Source organism: Massilia timonae CCUG 45783 (assembly GCF_000315425.1).
Lineage (GTDB): Bacteria > Pseudomonadota > Gammaproteobacteria > Burkholderiales > Burkholderiaceae_D > Telluria > Telluria timonae.
Genome location: NZ_JH992924.1, coordinates 335,075 through 353,619, shown reverse-complemented (window position 1 = coordinate 353,619; position 18,545 = coordinate 335,075). Strand labels below are relative to the sequence as shown.

Here is an 18,545-nt window from a genome sequence, read left to right as displayed (position 1 = left end):
AGGCACCGCAACACGATTGCGGTGCCTCATGGATGGCGCGCGACGTGGCGATAGGCTGAAGCCGAGCCTACCCCCGCCATGCCGCTATGCCGAGCCCGACCTTCACCTTCCTGAACCACGCCGGTTTCCTGCTGCGCACCGACCATGCGCTGCTGCTGGCCGACCCCTGGCTGGACGGCACGGTGCTGAACGATGCATGGAGCCTGCTCGACCGTTCCACCCATACCGCCGGGCTGATCGCCGAGCTGAATGCGAGCGGCTTGCCGGTGTTTGTCTGGTGTTCGCGCGCCCAGCCCGACCGCCTGTCGGGGCCTTTCCTGCGCCGCTTTCGCGCCGAGTTTCGCGGCATCGCCACCTTCCTGTATCGCCAGGGCCGCGACTGGCGCCTGCACGCCGAACTGCGGCGCAACCGCTTTGCCATGGCCGAGTGCCCCGAGGGGCAGGCGCGGACCCTGGCGCGCGACCTGCGCCTGACGGCGTTCGCGAACGGCGAGGGCGACTCCTGGTGCCTGATCCGGTGCGGCCGGCGCACGCTGCTGCACCTGGGCGAGCGCGCGCTCGCCACCCGCGCCGCCTGCCACGCCGCCGCCGAGCGACTGCGCAGGGCCAACGTCCGCGTCGATGTATTGTTGACGGGCTTCGCCGACATGGCCTGGTGCGGCAACCCCGACAACTTTGTCCAGCGCGAAGCGGCGGCCGAGCGGGGCATCGAGCGCCTGGCCCTGCAGGCCGAAACCTTCAAGCCGCGGCTGATCGTGCCGGTCGCGTCCTTTGCCCGCTTCAGCCGGGTCGACAATGCCTGGCTCAATCACGGCCGCCGCACACCGCTGGGCGTGCTGGAGGCGTCGCGGCTGGAAGCGCAGCGCGGCCTCATCCGCTTTTTGCAGCCGGGTGCGCGCTTCGACCTCGAGTTCGACAGCCCGGCCAGCCTGGCGGCCCAGCACGAACAGGCGCTGGCGCACTGGATGCGCTGCTGGCGCGACCGGCCCGAGCCGCTGCCGCGTCCGGCCCAGGCGACGGTGGCGGAGTTGAAAGAGGCGTTCCTCAGGTATCGCGAGCGGGCGGGGGAGCGGTTGCACGGCTTGCCGCGCCTGCTGGAGCGTTTGCGTTTGCTGCGCCCGCTGGTGCTCGCGTTGCCCGATCTGCGCCAGACGCTCGAGTTGTCTTATCTTCGCGGCCTGCGCCTGCTGGCGCGCGATGCGCAGGCCGACGTGGCGATGTGTTCGGGGACGGCGCTGTATCTGCTGCGGGCGGAGGATGGGTTCGATACGACGTATGCTGGCGGGTGTTTCTGGGTCATGCGTGGGAGTGGGTTGTCGGCGTTCGGGCGGTTTTTCCTGCCGCAGCGGATGGGGCGGCGCGGGCTGGACCGGCAGCGGCCATGGGCGATGGGCAATGCGCTGCTGAGGGCGACCCTGGAATGGGCGGCGCGGGGAATCAGAACAGCGCTGAGATAGTGCGAACAGGTCGCGGCGGTTCAGGGCTGCGCCGGAAGGGCATCGCTGATTGGATCAAGCGCCCGGATTCGCCTGAGCGCGGCTGGCGCATTCCTCGCGGGCGAGCAGCGATGCGTTGTTGGGTAAAGTAAGGGCATCGACTATGAGGCCCATTGCCGAAGCGGATACGCTGCTGCTGACCGCGTCGAATCAGCTCGGCGAGGACTGCAACGTTCGCCTGCCGTCGTCGTTGCTCGAGCATGTGGCGCCGGCGCTTGGATGGCGCTGACAGATGCGTCCCTACCGCCCCTTTCAGAGCACAGTCGGAACATATCGTGAGTGATCGCGATCGAACGCCTACGAATCTGGAGCAGATAAGGAGGCGCGACCATGGCATCGCACACCACCCAGTAGCGCTCCTCGAAACGAACGCCTTCCGGACTGTTGACCTGGATGTCATATTTCTGGATGGCCATCGTGTCGGCGCATTGCGTCTGCAGGACGCGATGGAGTGAAGCACGCAGGTTCGGGACGCCGCTGGCTGCCGGGTCGTCGGGATTTTCCGGGAAGACGTTGAAAATCTCCCGGCCGATGATCTGGTCGTATACCGTGCTGGTCGCCTGCAAATAGGCTTGATTGACCGACACGATACGCAAATCAGGGTCAAGTACCAGATAGGGAGACGGTGTTGCGTCGAACAAGACTCTGAAGTCGGGTGCCGGCATCGCTAAGTTGGTTGTATATGACTAATAACAGAAAAACGGAGGTGCGAACAAATCCAATGCCAGGCTGAACAGTCGCGGGCAAGGAACATCCGGTCCTTCGAGTACAACGGGCACAGCGGGACCTGTCAGAAATTCTGTGTGCGGGGCCAGAATTCAGAGTTAGATAATTGCGTTCGTGAAGCGCTCGCCGAACATGATAGCGAACTGGTTGGCAGCCTGCTTCCAGGTACGCTGCGGCATCTTCCAATCTTTCTCGATATTGCGCAAGGCCAGGAACAATAACTTGGTCGCGGCTTCGTCGCTGGGGAAGTGGCCGCGGTTCTTGACGATCTTCCGTAGGCGCATATGCAGGCTCTCGATGGCGTTGGTCGTGTAGATAATCGTGCGCACTTCAGGCGGGTAGGTGTCAAGTCCCGCCTGTTCATAAACCCGCTTAACGAATAATTCCGGCCGTTTTTGCTGCCATTCTTTGAGCGCGAGGATGGGCGTCTTTGCATCGAGTGCACGCTGCGGAATGTGGTGGTTGTATAGCTTCAAATAGTTCATCAATGTGGTCTGCAAATCGGCACGGCTGTCGAAGCGGGTCTGCTGCAGCAATTCATTGATGCGACCGTTGAAACGCTCGACCATGCCGTTCGTCTGCGGGTGCCGCGGCGGCGCCAGACGGTGCTCGGCAGGCAGTGCGGCACAAGCCACGTCGAAGGCGTGCTGGCCGCTTGGCTTTTTGTCTTTGGTGGCGAAACGGTCGGTAAATTGCGAGCCGTTGTCGGTCAGGATCTTGCTGATCTTGATGGGCGAGGCCAGCTTCAAGCGGCGCAGGAAATCGACGCTGCTCTTGTCGGTCATGTCGCCGTAGATGTGCATGAAGACCCAGCGGGTAGCGCGGTCGATGGCGACGAACAGGTAGCGGCGCGAGGTCTCGTCCGGCATCTGCGGCAGGTACTTGATGTCGATATGAATAAAGCCTGGTTCGTAGTCTTTGAAGGTCTTCTTGGGAGCGATCGTTTCGCCCTCGGCCTTCGGGATCACGTCTTCAAGACGCGACATGCCTTCGCGCTTGAGCAGGCGTGCAATGCCTGATCGAGAAACGTCGGGATTGATGTACTGCCGCGTGATGAACAGCAGATCATCGAGGGGCAAGTAGAGCGACTGGCGCAGCGCGAGCACGATGGCTTCCTGCGCTGCGCTCAAGGTCGTATGCAGCGTGTGGGCACGGTGCGAGCGGTCCTGCACGTCGTCCCGCTTGAGCCATTTCCGGGCGGTCGGGCGGCTGATGTTGAAAACCTTCGCGGCCTGTCGGTCGGATAGGCCCGAATCCTTGATCTCCTGTCGGATTTTCGGGGTGGTACGGGCTTGCGGGTGAATGCGTGAACTCATGCTGCCAACTCCTCCTGGTGCGATTGAATGCCGGGACTGCTGAATCCAGCAATCAAGTCGTCGAGCATAGCCTTTGCACGGAACAAAGGCCAGCTACGACGAGGAAAATGATCGCACGGAACTAAACAGGTAGGCAAAGAAGGGAATCACCTGCTGCCACTGGCGCCGCCACATTGCAGCCACGGTCGGAAACTTAGTGCCCCATGGACCTTCCGCAAACGCGTCCAGCGCCGCTTCTGCCAGGTCGGCATTGGCAGCGTGGTAAATCGGCTTGAGCGCCGCTGCCAGCTCTTTACGGTCCTTCCAGGCCGCAAGCGTCGTCGAGTTGCGGATCAGGTGCACGATGCACGTCTGGATCTGCGCCTGCGGATAAACGGCTTCAATGGCCTCGGGGAAGCCACGCAGGCCATCGACGACAGCGATCAGGATATCGTCCAGCCCACGATTCTTGAGCTCGTTGAAAACCTTCAGCCAGAACTTGGCGCCTTCGGTCTGCTCGATCCACAGACCCAGCACTTCCTTGCGGCCGTCGGCACGAATGCCCAGAGCCAAATACACAGCCTTGTTCTTGACTGTACCTTCGTCCCGGATCTTCAGGCGCAACGCGTCGAAATAGACGATTGGATACATCGCTTCAAGCGGCCGTTGTTGCCACTGTGCGACCTCGTCGAGCACCTCGTCGGTGATGGTCGAAATCAGGTCCGGCGACACCTCGGTACCGTACAACTCCAGCAGATGCGCCTGGATCTCACGCACGCTCATCCCACGCGCGTACATGCTGATGACGTGATCATCAAAGCCAGACATCCGGCGCTGATGTTTGGCCACCAGCTTGGGCTCAAAGCTCGACAGGCGATCGCGCGGCACGTCCAGGTGGAGCTCGCCGCCGGGCGTGAGCACCTTCTTAGGGCTGCTGCCGTTACGGTGGTTTTTAGTGCCTTCTTCCTCGTTGGCCAAGTGATGGTTCAACTCGGCCGACAACATACGTTCGGCCAGCATCTTCTTGAGTTGCCCGGCCAGGCCCGATTCGCCAAGGATCGACTCAGCGTCCTTGTTCTCAACCTGGGCCAGCAACTGGTCGATCAGCTCGACGGGGAATGGGTATGCTGCTTTTTGCTTCTTGAGCTTCTTAGTGGTCATCACTTCGGTCATGGAACAGTCCTTTCGGGATTATTTCATGACCCCGGTTCCACACAGAAATTCTGACAGGCTCGCACAGCGTTTATCAAGACTGCTTCTATTTTTACATTCTCGCACGACATCAAATTCGCGGGCGGACGTCTCGCGTTGTGGCTGTTTGTTGATATCGCAGTCTCCGCTTTTAATGCCTTTTTACACCTATTTCTCGAGGCTCATCCCTGCATCATGTCAGGCTATTCTTGTCTCGCTGCTCCTGCTGCGTATCAGGAGCATGCTTAAAGAAGAACGACGCCGAATTGTTTCATTACGAGTGCAAACGCGCCAAAACAAGCCATCGTGATCAGTGCGCAGGCGCCCAAGGTCCACCAGAACCCCAAGCGCGGCAGCAGCCACGGAAACGCAAGGAACATCGGCAGAGTCGGCACCACGTACCAGAACGTGTACCAGGCGTGGTTCGCCAGCTTGGCCTCTGGCTGGTTTTCGACATGCAGCCACACCAAGGTGAGCAGTGTGATCATTATAGTGGACCCCGAATCTGAGACGGTGGTTTAAGCTGTCGTCCGCGAAAGGATGACAGCGAATGAGTGAAGGTAAAAAACGCAGGGTGCACAGCGCCGAGTTCAAGGCCAAGGTTGGGTTGGAAGCGGTGCGTGGGGTGAAGACGGTGACGGAGATTGCGCAGGAATTCGGCGTGCATCCAGTACTGGTGGGCCAGTGGAAGAAGGAGATCCTGGAGAACGCCGGCGCCCTGTTCGACGTCAAGCGCGGGCCGAAGCCGGTGGACGAAAGCAGCCCGGAGGACAAGCTGTACAGCGAGATCGGCAAGCTGAAGATGCAGGTGGATTGGCTCAAAAAAAAGCTTGGGGAATGAGTCCGGCCGAGCGGGCACGGTGGATCGAGCGCGAGGACAAGATACCGCTGACGATGCAGTGCGAGCTGGCCGGCGTGCCGCGTTCGACCGTGTATCGGCGGCTGGAGGCGGCGGCCCGACAGGAATGCATCGAGGAGGAGGACGGCCAGCTGCGCGCCCTGATCGACGAGGAGTACACCAGCCGCCCGTTCTACGGCAGCCGGCGCATGGCGGTCTTCCTGCGAGGCCGAGAGCACCGCGTCAACCGCAAGCGCGTGCAGCGCCTGATGCGGGAAATGGGCTTGGCGGGCATGGCGCCGGGGCCGTCCACGAGCAAGCCGCACCCGCAGCACAAGGTCTATCCCTATCTGCTGCGCGGGGTGGCGGTCACGCGGCCGAACCAGGTGTGGAGTACGGACCTGACGTACATTCGGCTGGCGCGCGGCTTTGCCTACCTGGTGGCGGTCATCGATTGGTACTCGCGTCGTGTGCTGGCCTGGCGCATCAGCAACAGCATGGACGCGTCGTTCTGCGTGGACTGTCTGGAGGAGGCATTGCGCCACCACGGCAAGCCCGAGGTATTCAACAGCGACCAGGGCTCGCAGTTCACCAGTGACGCCTTTACCAGCGTGCTCAAGCGCGAAGGCGTGGCCATCAGCATGGATGGGCGAGGACGGGCGCTGGACAACATCTTCGTCGAGCGCCTGTGGCGCAACGTGAAGTACGAGGACGTGTACCTGAAGGGCTACGCCAACATGGCCGAGCTGACAGTCGGCCTGGCACAGTACTTCGCGTTTTACAACGCCGAGCGTCCACACCAGGCGCTGGGCTACGAGACGCCAGATCATGTCTACCGTGCCGGTGTTGGAGGAGGTGCGTTGATCGTCGACAAGTTCGGCGACGCGGACCAAGAGCCGGAGAAAAACGGCGGAACGGGGCAGCGCCGGGCAGCTGCTGAAGTGGAAATGGACACAGCTTAAACTAGCCGGCTGAGTGTCTTGACTGATGGGTCCACTTTAATTGTCGAATGGTGAAACCTTTGTTGGACCAAAAGCGCTGGCAATGCTCCTGGATCGGGTGTGACGGTTATCGCGCGACTTGTCCCGGCAGGTGAAGGGTTCGCGCAACCGTGGCAAAGCGAAAAAGAAACTAGCCAAGTTGTATGCCAGGATTGCCAGCCTGCGGCGCGACAGCCTCCACAAGCTCAGCACGAATATCACGCACCGATTCCACACCATCGGCATCGAAGATCTGCATGTCAAAGGCATGCTTGCCAACCGGTGCTTGTCGCGCGCCATTGCCGACATGGGTTTTGGTGAGTTGCGCAGGCAGCTGGAGTACAAGGCGGCGCAACGTGGTGGGCAGGTAGTGGTAGTCGACCGTTGGTATCCGAGCAGTAAAACGTGTTCATGCTGCGGTTACCTGCTTGCTGTACTCGATCTGGGCACTCGCCGCTGGGTTTGCCCGGGCTGTGGGACAAACCATGATCGCGACGTGAACGCGGCGATCAACTTGAAAAATCTAGCGGCGAGTTCCGCCGTAGCTGCCTGTGGAGGGGAGGGCGCTGGCCTCGCACATCAAGTGTGAGGCGAAACCGTCCCCTATGAAGCAGGAATTCAACAGCAAAGTTAAATATAAATAGCTTTGCGTAAGTTTGAAGGAACGGAAAACCCCTACAATGAGCTTGATGTAAGGAATTACTCTGCGGCAGACCGTCGATCATCGGACGGCGCCGCCTTTTCGTCTCGGACCGGATCGACATGCCCCTGGAATCGTTGTTGTTTGCGCCCCCTGCCCTGCTGGGCCCCACCCTCGTGGCCGCGCTGCTCGGCCTGCTGGTGGGCAGCTTCCTGAACGTGGTCATCTACCGCATCCCGAAGATGATGCAGCGCGAGTCCGACAACTACGTGGCGCAGGAAAGCGGCAAGGAGCCGCCGCATACCGACCGCTTCAACCTGATGGTGCCGCGCTCGCGCTGCCCCTGCTGCGGCCACCAGATCACGGCCATCGAGAACATCCCGGTCATCAGCTGGCTCGCCCTCGGCGGCAAGTGCCGCAAGTGCAAGACGCCGATCCCGGCCCGCTATCCGGCGATCGAACTATTCACGGCCGTCGTCTCGGGCCTGATGGTGTGGACCTTCGGCAGCGGCGCGGCGGGCATGAGTAGCCTGCTGTTCGCCTGGCTGCTCATCGCCATGACCTTCATCGATTTCGACACCCAGCTGCTGCCGGACGACCTGACCTACCCGCTGCTGTGGGCGGGCCTGCTCATGAACATCAACGCCACCTTCGTGCCGCTGCAGGACGCCGTGATCGGCGCCGCCGCGGGCTACCTGGTGCTGTGGGCCGTGTATTGGGTGTTCAAGCTCGCCACCGGCAAGGAGGGCATGGGGTATGGCGACTTCAAGCTGCTGGCGGCGCTCGGCGCCTGGCTCGGATGGACCGCCCTGCCGACCATCATCCTGCTGTCGTCGGTGGTGGGTGCGTTAGTGGGCATCAGCCTGATCGTGTTCGCCCGGCGCGGACGCGACAAGCCGATCCCCTTCGGCCCCTACCTGGCGGCGGCCGGCCTGATCGCCATGCTGTATGGCGCAGAGCTGGGCCGTTTCAGCGCCGGCCTGCTGGGCGGCGCATGAACACGGCGGATGGCATGGCGTTCTCGGTCGGTCTCACCGGCGGCATCGGCTGCGGCAAGAGCACCGTGGCCGAGCTGTTCGCCGGCCTGGGCGCCACGATCGTCGACACCGACGCCATCGCCCACTCTCTCACCGCCGCGCACGGCGCGGCGATGCCGGCCATCCTGGCCGAATTCGGCCCCGACTTCGCCACGCCTGACGGCGCCCTGGACCGCGCGCGCATGCGCAGCCTGGTGTTTACGGATGCCGGCGCGCGCGGCCGGCTGGAAGCGATCCTGCATCCGCGCATCCGCGACGCCACCGCCGCTGCGGCGGCCATCGCCACCGGACCGTACGTGATCTTCGCGGTGCCGCTCCTGATCGAGTCGGGAACATGGCGCGAGCGGGTGTCGCGCGTGCTGGCCGTGGACTGCTCGGAAGACACCCAGGTGGCCCGTGTCATGCAGCGCAGTGGCCTGTCGGCCGACCAGGTGCGCGCCATCATGGCGACCCAGGTCACGCGGGCCCAGCGCCTGGCGGCGGCCGACGACGTGATCGACAACGACGACGGCCTGGAGGCCCTGTTACCCCAGGTAATACGCTTGCACGAGCGGTATCTGGCATTGAGTATGTAACAAGGTTGATGCAGTGTTTGTAATTTCGCTTCGTATGGTTCAGAATCACCAAGTTGCTTGCCAGCCTACATTCAGAGGAATGTCATTTTGATCGTCTACGAATACCCTTTCAACGAGAGGATTCGCACGTTGTTGCGGCTGGAGGACCTGTACGAGAAGTTCAAGTTCTTCGTGCAGCAGGAACACCCGATGCAGCACCATGTCGCCCTCGCGACGATCTTCGACATGCTGGAAGTGGCCGGCCGCGCCGACCTGAAATCGGACCTGCTGCAGGAACTCGAACGGCAGAAGCAATCGCTGCTGGCCTACCGCAGCAATCCCGCCGTTGCCGCCGACACGCTCGACGCCGTCCTGGCCGAACTGGACAAGGCCAGCAGCGCGCTGGTCACCAGCCAGGGCAAGACCGGCCAGAACGTGCGCGACAACGAATGGCTGATGAGCATCCGCGGCCGCACCATCATCCCGGGCGGCGCCTGCGAATTCGACCTGCCCTCCTACTACGCCTGGCAGAAGCGCCCGGCCGAGCAGCGCCATGCCGACATCATGGGCTGGTTCGGCCCGCTCGCCCCGCTGCTCGAGGCGCTGGCCCTGGTGCTGCGCCTGCTGCGCAATTCGGGCGCGCCGGTCAAGATGATCGCCGTAGCGGGCAGCTATCAACAGATGTTACAGGGTAAAATCTACCAGATGCTGCGCTTGACCCTGGACGAGTCGACGGGAGCGATCCCCGAGATCTCGGCCAACAAGTACATGCTGTGGGTACGCTTCACCACCCAGGACGGCGATTGCAAGCCCAAGCCGCTGGAAGAAGACGTGCCGTTCGACCTGACCCTCTGCAATTTCTGATTTTTGATTGGTAGTACCGATGACCGTAGTCGCCTGCCCCACCTGCGGCAAACAAGTCGAATGGATCGAAGCGAACAAGTTTCGTCCGTTCTGTTCCGAGCGTTGCAAGAAGATCGACCTGGGCGCCTGGGCCGAAGAGAAGTTCGTGATTCCGGGCGGCGCGCCGAGCGACCCGCTCGATGAACCGCCGACCGAACGTTAAACGGCGATCCCCGCCGGCGCCACCACCGGCCTGTTGCGCCGCCCATAGCGGTCCATGAACAGCCCTTCCAGCCCGATCTCGGGCTGGCGTCCCGACAGGATATCCGCCAGCACCCGGCCCGAGCCGCACGACATGGTCCAGCCCAGCGTGCCATGCCCGGTGTTCAGGAACAGGTTGCGATACGGCGTCGGTCCGATCACCGGCGTGCCGTCCGGCGTCATCGGCCGCAGGCCGCACCAGAACGAGGCCTGGCGCACGTCGCCGCCGTCCGGGAACAGGTTCGTCACCGAATGCTCGAGCGTGTCGCGCCGCGCCTGGTGCAGGCGCAGGTCGTAGCCGCACAGCTCCGCCGTGCCGCCGACGCGGATGCGGTCGCCCAGGCGCGTGATCGCCACTTTATAGGTCTCGTCCATCACCGTCGATTCGGGCGCGCCGGATGCGTCCGTGATCGGCACCGTGATCGAGTAGCCCTTCACCGGATAGACCGGGATATGGATGCCGATCTGCCTGAGCATCAGCGGAGAGTAGCTGCCCAGCGCCAGCACGAAGGCCTCGGACTTCAGTTCGCCTTTATTCGTGACGACGCCGGTCACGCGGTCGCCCTCGACGTTCAGGCGCTCGATTTTCACCTCGTGCCGGAACTTGACGCCCAGGCCCTTGGCCAGTTCGGCCAGCGCCTGGGTGAACTTGAAGCAGTCGCCGGTCTCGTCGTTCGGCAGCAGCAGGCCGCCCACGTAGTTGCCGGGCACGCGCGCCAGCGCCGGTTCGTACCGCGTGCAGCCTTCCCGGTCGAGCAGCTTGTAAGGCACGCCGGAACGCTCCAGCACCTCGGTATCGGTGTGCGCGCCATCGAGCTGCTTCTGGGTGCGAAACAGCTGCAGGGTGCCCTTGCTGCGTTCGTCGTAGGCGATGCCGGTGTCACGCCGCAGCTGGACCAGCACGTCGCGGCTGTACTCGGCCAGGCGCACCATGCGGCCCTTGTTGACCTGGTAGCTGCGGGTATTGCAGTTGGCCAGCATCTGCAGGATCCAGCGCCACTGCTGCGGATCCATCCGCGGCCGGATCACCAGGGGGCTGTGGCGCATCGCCAGCCATCGGAGGGCCTTGAGCGGCACGCCGGGGCCGGCCCAGGGCGTGGCATAGCCGGGCGAGATCTCGCCGGCATTGCCGAAGCTGGTCTCCATCCCGGCGCCGCTCTGGCGTTCGATCACGGTGACGTCATGCCCGGCCTTGGCCAGGAAATACGCCGATGCGGTTCCGATGACGCCACTGCCGAGGATGATGACCTTCACACGTTCTCCTTGAGATTGATGGTCCGCGCTTAGCGTTCCGGATACCGGACCCGGTCGAGCCACGCGAGCAGCGGAATGGTGGCCGGCAGCAGCGGGCTCACGCCGAAAGCGCCCTGCCAGGCGAAGGCCTGGCCTTCCAGGCTTTGCGGCTCCCCTAACCACTCGCGGCAGATGTAGAAATACAGGCGCACGTGGGCGTGTTCGTACACGTGCTCGACGCAGCACCAGGCGTCCCCGCTCACCACCTGCACCCCGAGTTCTTCCATGAACTCGCGCTGCAGGGCGGCGAAGATGTCTTCACCCGCCTCGACCTTCCCGCCCGGGAATTCCCAGTAGCCGGCATACGGTTTGCCGTCGGGACGCTGGCCGAGCAGGACGTCGCCGTCGGGCCGCATCAGGATGCCGACGGCGACGTCGACCGGCGCTTGATTGCTTGTTTCAGTCATTCGATGATGCATCCGGCAGCTTGCCGGCATAGTCCTTCGCGAATTGCCAGGCCACGCGGCCCGAGCGCGAGCCGCGCTGCAAGGCCCATTGCAGGGCCTCCGGGCGCGCGGCCTCGATCTGCTGGGGCGTGCAGCCGAAGTCGGCCAGCCAGTGGCCGACGATGTCCAGGTAGTCGTCCTGGCGGAACGGGTAGAACGACAGCCACAATCCGAACCGTTCGGACAGCGAGATCTTTTCTTCGACCGTCTCGCCCGGATGCAGATCGCCGTCCTCGCCGTGACGGTAGCTGGCGTTGTCCGACATTTTCTCGGGCATCAGGTGGCGCCGGTTCGAGGTGGCGTAGATCAGCACATTGTCCGACTGCGCCGTGATGCTGCCGTCGAGCGCCACCTTCAGCGCCTTGTAGCCGGCCTCGCCCTCTTCGAACGACAGGTCGTCGCAAAACACCACGAAGCGCTCCGGCCGGCCGGCGACCAGGTCGATGATGTCGGGCAGGTCGGCCAGGTCGGCCTTGTCGACTTCGATCAGGCGCAGGCCCTGATCGGCAAAGGCGTTCAGGCAGGCCTTGATCAGGGAAGACTTGCCGGTGCCGCGCGCGCCGGTGAGCAGCACGTTGTTGGCCGGGCGGCGCGCCACGAACTGGCGCGTGTTCTGTTCGATCTGGCGCTTCTGGGCCGCGACGTGCTGCAGGTCCTCGAGCTTGATGGTCGATGCGTGCAGCACCGGCTGCAGGTAGTTGCCACCGCCGGCCGGGCGCCGGCGCCAGCGGAAGGCGAAGCTGCGCTTCCAATCCGGCTCGCGCGCGCTGGCCGGCGGCAGCACCGCCTCCAGGCGCTCGAGCAGGCCTTCGGCGCGGCGCAGAAACTGGTCGAGCGGCGTCATTACGAACGATAGTCGGCGTTGATCGAGACATAGTCGTGCGACAGGTCGCACGTCCAGACGGTGGCCGTGGCGTCGCCGCGCGCCAGCTTGACGCGCACCGTGATCTCGGATTGCTTCATCACGCGCTGGCCGTCTTCTTCCTTGTAATCCGGATTGCGGCCGCCGCTCTTGGCCACCCAGACGTCGTCCAGGTAGAGGTCGAGTTTGGTCACGTCGAGGTCGTCGACGCCGGCATAGCCGACCGCGGCCAGGATGCGGCCCAGGTTCGGGTCGGACGCGAAGAAGGCGGTCTTGACCAGCGGCGAGTGCGCGATCGCATAGGCGATCTTGCGGCACTCGGCCACATCAACGCCTTCGTCGACGGTGATGGTCATGAACTTGGTCGCGCCTTCGCCGTCGCGGATGATCTGCTGCGCCAGGTTGCGCGAGATGTCGGTCACGGCTTCCTTCAGCGCCTCATAGTCGGCGCCGCTGGCAGCGTCGATCGACAGGCCGCCGGTGCCGGTCGCGATCACGATGAAGGAATCGTTGGTCGAGGTGTCGCCATCGATGGTGATGGCGTTGAACGAGTGGTCGGCCGCGTGTTTCACCAGTTCATCCAGCACCGGCTGGGCGACTTTGGCGTCGATCGCCAGGTAGCCGAGCATGGTCGCCATATTCGGCTTGATCATGCCGGCGCCCTTGCTGATGCCGGTCATCGTCACGGCATGGCCGCCGATGGTGACGGTGCGCGAGGCAGCCTTCGGCTGGGTGTCGGTGGTCATGATCGCCTCGGCGGCGTTGAACCAGTTGTCCGCCTTCAGGCTACCCGCGGCGGCGGGCAGGCCGGCCAGCAGCTTGGGCATCGGCAGCTGTTCCAGGATCACGCCGGTCGAGAACGGCAACACCTGGCCGGCCTCGAGGCCCAGTAACTTGGCCACTTCGGCGCAGGTGGCGTTGGCGTTGGCCAGGCCCTGCTCGCCGGTGCCGGCATTGGCGTTGCCGGTATTGACCACCAGCGCGCGGATCGGCGCGCCGCCGTTCTTCACGGCCTCCAGGTTGGCCTTGCTGACCTGCACCGGCGCGGCGCAGAAGCGGTTCAGGGTGAACACGCCGGAGACGGTCGCGCCCTCGGCCAGCTTCATGATCAGGACATCCTTGCGGTTCGGCTTCTTGATGCCGGCTTCGGCAAAGCCGATCTCGACGCCGTTGACGGGCTTCAGGTCGGCAGCGACTGGCAGGGGGGAATTGACGGCCATGGTGATCTCGTTGGAAAAATTGTCGAATTCGTTATTGTAACGCCAGCGCCCTGGCCATGCTGCGAGGTTTCTGCTGCACATCAACGCGCTCGGATGCCGATAGGAAAAACATGCAGGAGCAGAACCGACGGGAGCCGCCATGTCAGCATCGAACCAGATCGCGTTGAGCGCCGCCGCGCGGCGTTGCCAGCAGCATTTCCAGGATGCCGCGCTTGAATTCGACGTGCCGCCGGCGCTGCTCGAAGCGGTCGCCTGGGCCGAGTCGCGCTGGCATCCGCCATCGCCGCAGGCGGCCTCGCACCACGGCCTGCCGCAGTCCTACGGCATCATGGGCTTGCGCGACGATCCGCATTTCGGCCGCTCGCTGCGCCTGGCCGCCGCCCTGCTCGGCATGCCGTCACGCCGGCTGGCGCTGGACACGCCCAGCAATATTCGTGGCGCTGCCGCCCTGCTCGCGCTGTATGGCGCAGGACTGACGCGCCAGTCGCCGCTGGAAGCCTGGGAAGACGCGCTGGCGCGCCTGTGCGGCATCGCGCAACGCGACGTCGCGCAAATCCACACCTACGACATCTATATGGCGATCCGAGAAGGACGCCAGGGACCGGATTTCGCGGTCACGCGCCTGCCGGTCGACCTCACGCGCATCTATGGCCAGGCCCGGCTGGACGTGCTGTCGGCACCGGCGCTGACCTTGGCCGACTACCCTGCAGCGACCTGGCTGCCGGCGGCCAGCTGCAATTACTCGAGCCGCACGCTGGCGGTCAGCCACGTGACCATCCACACGACCCAGGGCTCGTATGCGGGCGCCATCTCGTGGTTCCGCAACTGCAGCGCCGGCGTGAGCGCCCACTACCTGGTGCGCTCGTCGGATGGCCAGATCACGCAAATGGTGAAAGAAAGCGACAAGGCCTGGCATGCGGGCAGCGCCAACGGCCACACGGTCGGCATCGAGCACGAAGGCTTCGTCGAGCAGCCGGACGCCTGGTATTCGGAACCGATGCTGATGGCCTCGAGCGCCCTGGCGCGCGCCATCCTCGCGGCGCGCGGCATCGCGCCGCGGGTGTATGACGGCACTCGCGGCTGGAACGCGGTGCTGCCGGAGGCCGACTACAACTTGAAAGGCCACGTCAATCACGCCGGGCAGACGCATACCGATCCGGGCGCGGGCTGGGATTGGGAACGCTACCGGCGGATGGTGATGGACGAATGAAAACGGCCGGGTCGCCCCGGCCGTTTCGCATGCTGGCTAGTGGCTGGTTACGCCAGCTTGCCGTGGCACTGCTTGAACTTCTTGCCGCTGCCGCAAGGGCATGGATCGTTGCGGCCGACCTTCACGCCCATATAGCTGTTGTGGTCTTCGGCCGACACGGCTTCGCCGTCGCCGCTGCGGTTCGGGTTCGGATTGAGCAGCTCTTCCGGCGCGGCCGACGGGTTGAAGTCGGCGTGCTGGTAGTTGACGTTTTCCAGCTGCGCGGCCTGGGCCGCCATCGCCGCCTCGGCCGCCTCGACTTCTTCGCGCGACTGGATGCGCACGGTCATCACGGTGCGGATCACTTCGTTCTTGATCAGGTCCAGCATATTGCTGAACAGCTGGAACGCTTCGCGCTTGTATTCCTGCTTCGGATTCTTTTGCGCATAGCCGCGCAGGTGGATGCCCTGGCGCAGGTGGTCCAGCGCCGCCAGGTGCTCGCGCCAGTGGGTGTCCACGCTCTGCAGCATCACGTTGCGCTCGAAGCCGCCGAACGACTCCTTGCCCACCACGCCGACCTTGGACGCATACGAGGCGTCGGCCGCGGCCAGCACGCGCTCGAGGATGTCGTCGTCGTTCAGGTTGGGTTCGTCCTGCAGCATCTGCTGCAGCGGCACATCCAGGCTCCACTCGGACGACAGCGCGCTTTCCAGGCCCTTGACGTCCCACTGTTCCTCGACCGACTCGGCCGGCACGTAGTCGCGCACCAGGTCGGTGAACACGCCCACGCGCAGCGAGTTGATCATCTCGCTGATGTCGGTCGACTCCAGCAGTTCGTTACGCTGGGTGTAAATCACCTTGCGCTGGTCGTTGGCAACGTCGTCGTACTCGAGCAGCTGCTTGCGGATATCGAAGTTGCGGGCTTCGACCTTGCGCTGGGCCGACTCGATCGAGCGCGACACGATGCCCGCCTCGATCGGTTCTCCTTCCGGCATCTTGAGGCGGTCCATGATGGCGCGCACGCGGTCGCCGGCGAAGATGCGCAGCAGCGCGTCGTCCAGGCACAGGTAGAAGCGCGAGGAACCCGGGTCGCCCTGGCGGCCCGAACGGCCGCGCAGCTGGTTGTCGACGCGGCGCGATTCGTGGCGCTCGGTGCCGATGATGTGCAGGCCGCCGGCGTTCACCACGTGGTCGTGCAGCGACTGCCATTCGTCGCGCAGCTGCTGCGCCTGGGTGGCTTTCTGTTCCGGCGACAGGTTGCTGTCGGCTTCGATGATCTGGATCTGCTTGCCGACGTTGCCGCCCAGGACGATGTCGGTGCCGCGGCCGGCCATATTGGTGGCGATGGTGATCATCTTCGGACGGCCGGCCTGGGCCACGATCTCCGCTTCGCGCGCGTGCTGCTTCGCGTTCAGGACGTTGTGCGGCAGCTTGGCCTTGGTCAGGATGCCGGACAGCAGCTCCGAGTTCTCGATCGAGGTGGTGCCGACCAGCACCGGCTGGCCGCGCTCGTAGCAGTCGCGGATGTCGTTCAACATCGCGTTGTATTTTTCTTCCGAAGTCTTGTAGACCTGGTCCTGGCGGTCCTTGCGCTGCGAAGGACGGTTCGGCGGCACGACGACGGTTTCCAGGCCGTAGATTTCCTGGAATTCGAACGCTTCGGTGTCGGCGGTGCCGGTCATGCCCGCCAGCTTGGCGTACATGCGGAAGTAGTTCTGGAAGGTGATCGAGGCCAGGGTCTGGTTCTCGTTCTGGATGCGCACGCCTTCCTTGGCCTCGACCGCCTGGTGCAGGCCGTCCGACCAGCGGCGGCCCGTCATCAGGCGGCCGGTGAATTCGTCGACGATCACGACTTCGTTGTTCTGCACCACGTAGTGCTGGTCCTTGTGGTACAGGACGTGGGCGCGCAGCGCCGCATACAGGTGGTGGATCAGCGAGATATTGGCGGCGTCGTACAGCGACGCGCCTTCGGGCAGCAGGCCCATTTGCGTCAGGATCGCCTCGGCGCGCTCGTGGCCCTGCTCGGTGAGCAGCACGGTGTGCGCCTTCTCGTCCTTCAGGTAGTCGCCCGGGACCTCGATCTTGCCCTTGCCGTCCGGGGTTTCTTCGCCGATCTGCTGGGTCAGTTGCGGCGGCACTTCGTTCAGGCGGTGGTACAGGTCGGTGTGGTTCTCGGCCTGGCCGGAGATGATCAAGGGGGTGCGCGCCTCGTCGATCAGGATCGAGTCGACCTCGTCGACCACGGAGAAATTCAGGCTGCGCTGCACGCGTTCGCGCGCGTCGTAGACCATATTGTCGCGCAGGTAGTCGAACCCGAATTCGTTGTTGGTGCCGTAGGTGATGTCGGAACCGTAGGCCTTCTGCTTGCTGTCGTGGTCGAGCTGCGACAGGTTGACGCCGGTGCTCAGGCCCAGCCAGCCGTACAGCTGGCCCATCTGGTCCGCGTCGCGCTGGGCCAGGTAATCGTTGACGGTAATGACGTGCACGCCCTTGCCCGACAGACCGTTCAGGTAGACCGGCAAGGTCGCCATCAGGGTTTTGCCCTCACCGGTGCCCATTTCGGCGATCTTGCCCTGGTGCAGGACCATGCCGCCGATCAGCTGCACGTCGAAGTGGCGCATCTTGAGCACGCGCTTGGCCGCTTCGCGGCAGACGGCGAAGGCTTCGGGCAGGATATCGTCCAGGGTCTGGCCCTTGGCCAGGCGATCCTTGAATTCTGGCGTCTTGGCTTGCAGTTCGGCGTCCGAAAGCTGCTCCATTTGTGGCTCGAGCGCGTTGATCTGACGCACGGTCTTTTGGTACTGCTTGAGCAGACGCGAGTTACGGCTGCCGAAAATCTGGGTCAGGAATGACATGCTGTGTTCTAGAAAAATACGCCGCAAAAAGAAGCCAAGATGATATCAAAGCGATAAGCACCGTCGACAGAGTTAGGCAAATAACCACCGATTTTATCATGCGATCCGGCCACACTTGGGGATCGTAGGCAGGATAACAAGTCCTGCTGAGCCAGAAACGTTATCAAACTGGCTTCGATGGCGCTGCCACGGGGCCGGATCCGCCACCCGGTCCGCCCAAAGCGCGGGCGCTGTGGTATGTTCCAAGCATGCAGCAATCTCCTCCCAAGCGTCCCTTCCATATTTTCGGGACCAGCACCCGGCAGACCTCGCACGCCGCCACCGACTTCTTGCGCGCCAACGACCGCATGGCCAGCCTGCTGCCGGCCGTCGGCCGCATGGCGCGCCTGCAGGCCGACTGCGCGGCGGCGCTGCCGGCGATCTTTCACAATTGCGACGTGCTGTCGTTCCAGGAGGGCGTCCTGACCCTGGCCGTGCCCAGCTCGGCGCTGGCGGCCCGCCTCAAGCAGCTGCTGCCGAAACTGCAAGCCACCCTGCTGCAGAAAGGCTGGCAGGTGGAATCGACCCGGATCAAGCTGCAGGTGACGCGCGCCCTGCCCGACCGGCCCGAGATGCGCACGCTCGAGCTGCCGCCGCGCGCGGTGCAGGCCTTCGAGGAACTGGCGCAATCGCTGCCAGAGACGCAGCAGAACCGCGACCTGGTGGCGGCGCTCAGGGCGCTGGCGGCGAAGCGCAAATAATCCCGCACACCGGAAAGAACAATGGCTGCGGCCCTTGCAGGACCCGCAGCCATCGTGTATTCCGTGCAGGGCGACAGGC

17 protein-coding genes and 1 pseudogene are annotated in these 18,545 nt (G+C 63.8%); 9 read left to right on the top strand and 9 right to left on the bottom strand.

The features are described from left to right. Positions 1-86 precede the first annotated feature (86 nt). Positions 87-1,457: a hypothetical protein gene (locus HMPREF9710_RS16745; protein ID WP_005668278.1), complete on the top strand. Its 1,371-nt coding sequence runs from the start codon at positions 87-89 to the stop codon at positions 1,455-1,457. Positions 1,458-1,597: 140 nt separating this feature from the next. Here the strand turns inward: HMPREF9710_RS16745 and HMPREF9710_RS28420 are convergent, their stop codons facing one another. The 4 genes from HMPREF9710_RS28420 to HMPREF9710_RS16725 all read right to left on the bottom strand — a co-directional run bounded on the left by HMPREF9710_RS28420 (position 1,598) and on the right by HMPREF9710_RS16725 (position 5,196). Further along, positions 1,598-2,161, bottom strand: a complete 564-nt coding sequence (locus HMPREF9710_RS28420) for a PAS domain-containing protein (RefSeq protein ID WP_040776961.1) — start codon at positions 2,159-2,161, stop codon at positions 1,598-1,600. Between the two features lie 159 nt (positions 2,162-2,320). Further along, complete coding sequence (locus HMPREF9710_RS16735; protein ID WP_005668277.1) at positions 2,321-3,538, bottom strand: IS481 family transposase; 1,218 nt, start codon at positions 3,536-3,538, stop codon at positions 2,321-2,323. Positions 3,539-3,631: 93 nt separating this feature from the next. Further along, complete coding sequence (locus HMPREF9710_RS16730; protein WP_267871914.1) at positions 3,632-4,678, bottom strand: IS256 family transposase; 1,047 nt, start codon at positions 4,676-4,678, stop codon at positions 3,632-3,634. A gap of 275 nt (positions 4,679-4,953) precedes the next feature. Further along, complete coding sequence (locus tag HMPREF9710_RS16725; RefSeq protein WP_005668275.1) at positions 4,954-5,196, bottom strand: DUF3147 family protein; 243 nt, start codon at positions 5,194-5,196, stop codon at positions 4,954-4,956. Positions 5,197-5,258: 62 nt separating this feature from the next. Here HMPREF9710_RS16725 and HMPREF9710_RS16715 point away from each other — a divergent pair. The 6 genes and pseudogenes from HMPREF9710_RS16715 (at position 5,259) to HMPREF9710_RS16690 (ending at position 9,823) form a co-directional block, all read left to right on the top strand. Beyond that, positions 5,259-6,508 (top strand): IS3 family transposase gene (locus HMPREF9710_RS16715; RefSeq protein ID WP_229409725.1). Its coding sequence is split into 2 segments (ribosomal slippage): positions 5,259-5,544 and positions 5,544-6,508, totalling 1,251 coding nucleotides; the frame shifts between segments, so codons are not numbered across the junction. 115 nt (positions 6,509-6,623) lie between these two features. Beyond that, positions 6,624-7,115: pseudogene (locus HMPREF9710_RS27235) on the top strand (RNA-guided endonuclease InsQ/TnpB family protein); the annotation flags it as partial. Positions 7,116-7,288: 173 nt separating this feature from the next. Next, the gene (locus HMPREF9710_RS16705; protein WP_005668274.1) at positions 7,289-8,164 is read left to right on the top strand and encodes a prepilin peptidase; all 876 of its coding nucleotides are present in this window, start codon (positions 7,289-7,291) and stop codon (positions 8,162-8,164) included. Next, a complete protein-coding gene (gene coaE, locus HMPREF9710_RS16700) occupies positions 8,161-8,778 on the top strand; it encodes a dephospho-CoA kinase (protein ID WP_005668272.1) in 618 nt (205 codons plus the stop codon). Before HMPREF9710_RS16705 ends, coaE begins: the two co-directional genes overlap by 4 nt. An 87-nt stretch (positions 8,779-8,865) precedes the next feature. Beyond that, on the top strand, positions 8,866-9,621 hold the full coding sequence (gene zapD / locus HMPREF9710_RS16695) for a cell division protein ZapD (protein WP_005668270.1): 756 nt from the start codon (positions 8,866-8,868) through the stop codon (positions 9,619-9,621). A 19-nt stretch (positions 9,622-9,640) separates the two neighbouring features. Next, complete coding sequence (locus HMPREF9710_RS16690; protein ID WP_005668268.1) at positions 9,641-9,823, top strand: DNA gyrase inhibitor YacG; 183 nt, start codon at positions 9,641-9,643, stop codon at positions 9,821-9,823. On the opposite strand, the gene HMPREF9710_RS16685 is transcribed toward HMPREF9710_RS16690, so the two are convergent. From HMPREF9710_RS16685 to argJ, 4 genes are read right to left on the bottom strand one after another with little or no spacing between them, the layout of a single operon-like run. Then, positions 9,820-11,115 (bottom strand): D-amino acid dehydrogenase, encoded by a 1,296-nt coding sequence (locus HMPREF9710_RS16685; protein WP_005668265.1) that lies wholly within the window; start codon positions 11,113-11,115, stop codon positions 9,820-9,822. The genes HMPREF9710_RS16690 and HMPREF9710_RS16685 overlap by 4 nt on opposite strands. A gap of 29 nt (positions 11,116-11,144) precedes the next feature. After that, positions 11,145-11,561 (bottom strand): NUDIX domain-containing protein, encoded by a 417-nt coding sequence (locus tag HMPREF9710_RS16680; protein ID WP_005668264.1) that lies wholly within the window; start codon positions 11,559-11,561, stop codon positions 11,145-11,147. Then, complete coding sequence (locus tag HMPREF9710_RS16675; RefSeq protein ID WP_005668261.1) at positions 11,554-12,444, bottom strand: ATP-binding protein; 891 nt, start codon at positions 12,442-12,444, stop codon at positions 11,554-11,556. The genes HMPREF9710_RS16680 and HMPREF9710_RS16675 overlap by 8 nt, the downstream gene beginning before the upstream one ends. Further along, the gene (argJ, locus tag HMPREF9710_RS16670) at positions 12,444-13,682 is read right to left on the bottom strand and encodes a bifunctional glutamate N-acetyltransferase/amino-acid acetyltransferase ArgJ (RefSeq protein WP_005668258.1); all 1,239 of its coding nucleotides are present in this window, start codon (positions 13,680-13,682) and stop codon (positions 12,444-12,446) included. Before argJ ends, HMPREF9710_RS16675 begins: the two co-directional genes overlap by 1 nt. A gap of 139 nt (positions 13,683-13,821) precedes the next feature. Here argJ and HMPREF9710_RS16665 point away from each other — a divergent pair, with 139 nt between their 5' ends. Then, positions 13,822-14,892: an N-acetylmuramoyl-L-alanine amidase gene (locus HMPREF9710_RS16665; protein WP_005668255.1), complete on the top strand. Its 1,071-nt coding sequence runs from the start codon at positions 13,822-13,824 to the stop codon at positions 14,890-14,892. Positions 14,893-14,939: 47 nt separating this feature from the next. Here the strand turns inward: HMPREF9710_RS16665 and secA are convergent, their stop codons facing one another. Then, complete coding sequence (gene secA / locus HMPREF9710_RS16660; RefSeq protein ID WP_005668251.1) at positions 14,940-17,726, bottom strand: preprotein translocase subunit SecA; 2,787 nt, start codon at positions 17,724-17,726, stop codon at positions 14,940-14,942. A 248-nt stretch (positions 17,727-17,974) separates the two neighbouring features. Between secA and HMPREF9710_RS16655 the strand changes: the two genes are divergently transcribed. Further along, positions 17,975-18,466, top strand: a complete 492-nt coding sequence (locus HMPREF9710_RS16655) for a DciA family protein (RefSeq protein ID WP_005668249.1) — start codon at positions 17,975-17,977, stop codon at positions 18,464-18,466. Positions 18,467-18,545 lie beyond the last annotated feature (79 nt).